Origin of the sequence: Pseudomonas sp. GZD-209 (assembly GCF_049310485.1) — a bacterium.
In the GTDB taxonomy this organism is placed as follows: domain Bacteria; phylum Pseudomonadota; class Gammaproteobacteria; order Pseudomonadales; family Pseudomonadaceae; genus Aquipseudomonas; species Aquipseudomonas sichuanensis.
In genome coordinates this window covers 1-3,745 of record NZ_JBMOWQ010000089.1, presented here as the reverse complement: position 1 = coordinate 3,745, position 3,745 = coordinate 1, and the positions used below count along the sequence as shown (strand labels likewise).

Sequence of the window (3,745 nt, the reverse complement as noted above, 5' to 3'; positions counted from 1 at the left end):
CCCGCGATGCGCCGCGCGGGCGGCGCTCGATCTTCAGAGCGCTGCACCTCTATCGCCCTACACCTGGTAGCCCTCATGCGATTTCAAGACAGACCCTTGGGCGTCACACCGCTGGCCCTGGGTATTCAGGATTGGGTAATGGCCACCAGGCGCATGGCAGGAGATTGGGTGAAGGCCACCAGGTGCCTGCCGGTGTTTTTGCAGCGCCTGTGAGATCGAGCGCTGCACCTCTATCGCCATGCACCTGGTGGCCCACATGCGATTCCAAGACAGGCCCTTGGATGTCACACCGCTGGCTCTGGGTAATCAGGATTCGGTAATGGCCACCGGGTGCATGGCGGGAGATTGGGTGAGGGCCACCAGGTGCCTGCCGGTGTTTTTGCAGCGCCTATGAGATCGAGCGCCGCCCGCGCGGCGCATCGCGGGGCAAGCCCGCTCCCACATTTGTTTCGGGCCAGTCTCTCCTGAGCCATCACCTGGTCCGCCTTGTTGGTACGACGCGGTTCTGGCGTGGTCGCTAACGCTGCTTCACCTGACTCAAGACATGCACCAAGGCGGGCAGCGGTACTTTCACAGGACTCATTGGCCCGAAACAAATGTGGGAGCGGGCTTGCACCGCGATGCGCCGCGCGGGCGGCGCTCGATCTGATAGGCGCAGCACATCTTTCGGCGAACGCGTCAGTAAACCCCACCCTGGGCAGTCGTATTCACCACACCTTCCTTGAATGCTCCCGCCAACCGCTGCAATCCGCGCATCAACACGGTGGTATCCACCCCTACAGCAACAAACGCAGCCCCCAGCTCGATATAACGCCGCGCCAGTGTCTCGTCGGCACTGAGAATCCCCGCCGCCTTGCCAGCCCGGCCAATCCGCACGATGGCGTCTTCGATAGCCGCCTGCACTTCGGGATGCCCCGGATTGCCCCGGTGCCCCATGGCCGCGCTCAGGTCCGCCGGCCCGATGAACACCCCATCCACACCATCAACGGCGCAGATTTGGTCCAGGTTTGCCAACCCCTCGCGGTTCTCGATCTGCACCAGCAGGCACACCTGCTCGTCGGCCAGGTCCAGGTAACCGGGGATGCTGTTCCAGCGCGAGGCCCGGGCCAGGGCACTGCCCACACCGCGCACACCGTACGGCGGGTAGCGCACCGCACGCACCAGCTGGCGGGCCTGCTCGGCGCTTTCGACCATGGGCACCAGCAAGGTCTGGGCGCCGATATCGAGCAACTGCTTGATCAGCGCGGTATCGCCAACCACCGGCCGCACCACCGGCTGGCCGGGGTAGGGCGCCACGGCCTGCAACTGGCCGAGCAGGCTGCGCAGGTCGTTGGGCGCGTGTTCGCCGTCGAGCAGCAGCCAGTCGAAACCGGCGTTGGCCGCCAGTTCTGCGCAATACGGGTCGGCCAGGCCTAGCCACAGGCCGATCTGCGCCTGGCCGCTGCGCAGGCGTTGCTTGAAGGTGTTGATGGGCATGTCCATGGGCGGTCCTCAGACGAAACGGCAGGCAATCGAGCCGAGCTGGTCGTAGTCGACATGGAAGGTGTCACCGGGACGGGCAGCCACCGGGCGGGTGAAGGAGCCACCGAGGATGATCTGCCCGGCCTCAAGGCCCACGTCATAGGCGGCCAGTTTGTTGGCCAGCCAGGCAACGCCCTTGGCCGGATGGTTGAGCACGGCGGCAGACACCCCGGATTCCTCGATCACGCCGTTGCGGTAGAGCACCGCCGGCACCTTGCGCAGGTCGATGTCGCCGGGCCGCACGGCGCGCCCGCCCATGACCACGCCGGCATTGGCGGCGTTGTCGGAGATGGTGTCGAACACCTTGCGGGTGGCACCGCTGTGCGGGTCGACCTGCTGGATCCGTGCGTCGATGATTTCCAGCGCCGGGATCACCCACTCGGTGGCGTCGAGCACATCGAACAGGCTGACGTTGGGGCCCTTGAGCGGCTTGCCGAGGATGAAAGCCAGCTCCACCTCGACCCGCGGCACGATGAAGCGCTCGAAGGGAATGTCGCTGCCTTCGTCGAACAGCATGTCGTCGAGCAGCGCGCCGAAATCCGGTTCGGTGATGTTCGAGGAAACCTGCATGGCCCGTGAAGTCAGGCCGATCTTGTGGCCGACCAGCTTGCGACCGCTGGCGATCTTTTGCGCAACCCAGGCGCGCTGGATGGCGTAGGCGTCCTCGATGCTGATCGAGGGGTGCTCCAGGGAGAACTGACCAACCTGTTCGCGGCTGCGTTCAGCCTGGTCGAGGCGGGCGGCGGCTTGCTGGATGATGTGGGCGTCGAGCATTGAAGACCTCAGGAATTCCGGTTGAACAGGGGGTGCAGGCTGCTGTGCTTGGCGTCGTACACCTGGGCCTGGCTTTCGTCGATCTGCAGGGTCACGCCGACCGGGCGTTTTGCCAGCAGCGGGTCGAGGTGGCGGCGCAGCACGGCCAGCAGGTTGTCGCCGACCTGCTGGTGCACCGTGGCGCTGCGCCCGCTGCCCATGCGCAGGTTGGCGTAGACGAAGCCGTAATTGCCCTGGCCATCGGCGATCGCCGCGTGGGCGGCGGGGTAGGCCAGCACCCGGGTGCCGCCGGTAGGGAACACCTGACGGGCGTTTTCGTCGCGTTGTTCGAGCATGCAGTCGGCCAGGGCGCGGCACAGGCCGGGCAGGTCGGCGTCGGCTTCGATATCCGGGCTGTAGAGCAGGACCAGATGGGGCATGGCGCGCTCCTTACAGGCGGCTGGTGGAGGTGACGCCGGCCGGGTTGGAGGCCTGGGCGGCGGGGATGGTGCTGCCATCCTGAGGGGTGACCGGGAAGATCGCGTTGATCTGGCCGGTGCCGGACGAGCCGAAGTAGGGCGTGACCACTTCGGCTTTACCGTCGTACTTCGACCAGCCCAGGGCGCCGAGCAGCATCGCGGTGTCGTGCATGAAGCCTTCGCCGTGGCCCTTGACCGCGTACTCCGGCAGCATCGCGCAGAAGTCGGCCCAGTCGCCGTCCTGCCACATCTGCACCACGCGATGGTCGAGGGTTTCCAGGAACGGGCTCCACACCTTGGTGGCAAAGTCCGGGGCCTGGCCGTTCTGGGCGAAACGGTGGGACAGCGAGCCGCTGGCGAGGAAGGCCACGGTGCCGTCGTAGTGGTCCTCGACCGCCTTGCGCATGGCCCAGCCCAGGCGGGCGCTGTCGTTGAGGTAATGCGAGGTGCACAGCGCCGAGACCGAGACCACCTTGAAGTGCTGGTCGGTGTTCATGTAGCGCATCGGCACCAGGGTGCCGTACTCCGGGGCGAGCGTGGTGGCGTCGTGGGCCATGGTTTCCACGCCCAGGCGGTTGCACTCCTCGGCCAGGATGCGCCCGAGTTCCGGGTTGCCGGGGAAGCCGTAGTTCATGTTGGCGATGAAGTGCGGCAGTTCGTTGCTGGTGTACAGGCCTTCGAAATGCGCGGCGCAGTTGATGTGGTAGTTGGCGTTGACCAGCCAGTGGGTGTCGAACACCACCAGGGTGTCGACGCCCAGTGCGCGGCAGCGCCGGCCGATTTCCAGGTGACCGTCGATGGCCGCCTGGCGAAAGCCCTGGCGCGGGCCGGGCAGTTCCGACAGGTACATCGAGGGTACATGGGTGATCTTGGCGGCGAGAGCGAGTTTGCCCATGGGAATCTCCTGTGATTGTTGTTGTGGCCGAATCGCGGGGGGGGGGGAAGGCCCCAAAGAGAGCCGCTGAAGCCATCAGCACAGCGTCTCGCACAAC

The 3,745-nt window shown here is 66.0% G+C and carries 5 protein-coding genes; 1 reads left to right on the top strand and 4 read right to left on the bottom strand.

Features of this window, described 5'->3' with window-relative positions; all coding sequences use genetic code 11:
• Positions 1-213 (top strand): hypothetical protein (locus tag ACO6VM_RS11700; RefSeq protein ID WP_422403278.1); only part of this gene is annotated, 213 nt, incomplete at its 5' end.
• A 465-nt stretch (positions 214-678) separates the two neighbouring features.
• Here the strand turns inward: ACO6VM_RS11700 and hpaI are convergent.
• The 4 genes from hpaI to hpaD are packed head-to-tail and all read right to left on the bottom strand — an operon-like array spanning position 679 to position 3,648.
• Positions 679-1,482 (bottom strand): 4-hydroxy-2-oxoheptanedioate aldolase, encoded by an 804-nt coding sequence (gene hpaI / locus ACO6VM_RS11695; RefSeq protein WP_422403277.1) that lies wholly within the window; start codon positions 1,480-1,482, stop codon positions 679-681.
• 9 nt (positions 1,483-1,491) lie between these two features.
• The gene (gene hpaH, locus ACO6VM_RS11690) at positions 1,492-2,295 is read right to left on the bottom strand and encodes a 2-oxo-hept-4-ene-1,7-dioate hydratase (protein WP_125858560.1); all 804 of its coding nucleotides are present in this window, start codon (positions 2,293-2,295) and stop codon (positions 1,492-1,494) included.
• An 8-nt stretch (positions 2,296-2,303) separates the two neighbouring features.
• On the bottom strand, positions 2,304-2,714 hold the full coding sequence (locus tag ACO6VM_RS11685) for a 5-carboxymethyl-2-hydroxymuconate isomerase (protein ID WP_401057303.1): 411 nt from the start codon (positions 2,712-2,714) through the stop codon (positions 2,304-2,306).
• A 10-nt stretch (positions 2,715-2,724) separates the two neighbouring features.
• Positions 2,725-3,648 (bottom strand): 3,4-dihydroxyphenylacetate 2,3-dioxygenase, encoded by a 924-nt coding sequence (hpaD, locus tag ACO6VM_RS11680; protein ID WP_258706536.1) that lies wholly within the window; start codon positions 3,646-3,648, stop codon positions 2,725-2,727.
• Between the last annotated feature and the right edge of the window lie 97 nt (positions 3,649-3,745).

What these genes read in the sequence shown, in the direction of transcription:
- hpaI (WP_422403277.1), bottom strand. Translation starts at nt 1,482, where the DNA reads ATGGACATGCCCATCAACACCTTCAAGCAACGCCTGCGCAGCGGCCAG.
- hpaH (WP_125858560.1), bottom strand. Translation starts at nt 2,295, where the DNA reads ATGCTCGACGCCCACATCATCCAGCAAGCCGCCGCCCGCCTCGACCAG.
- ACO6VM_RS11685 (WP_401057303.1), bottom strand. Translation starts at nt 2,714, where the DNA reads ATGCCCCATCTGGTCCTGCTCTACAGCCCGGATATCGAAGCCGACGCC.
- hpaD (WP_258706536.1), bottom strand. Translation starts at nt 3,648, where the DNA reads ATGGGCAAACTCGCTCTCGCCGCCAAGATCACCCATGTACCCTCGATG.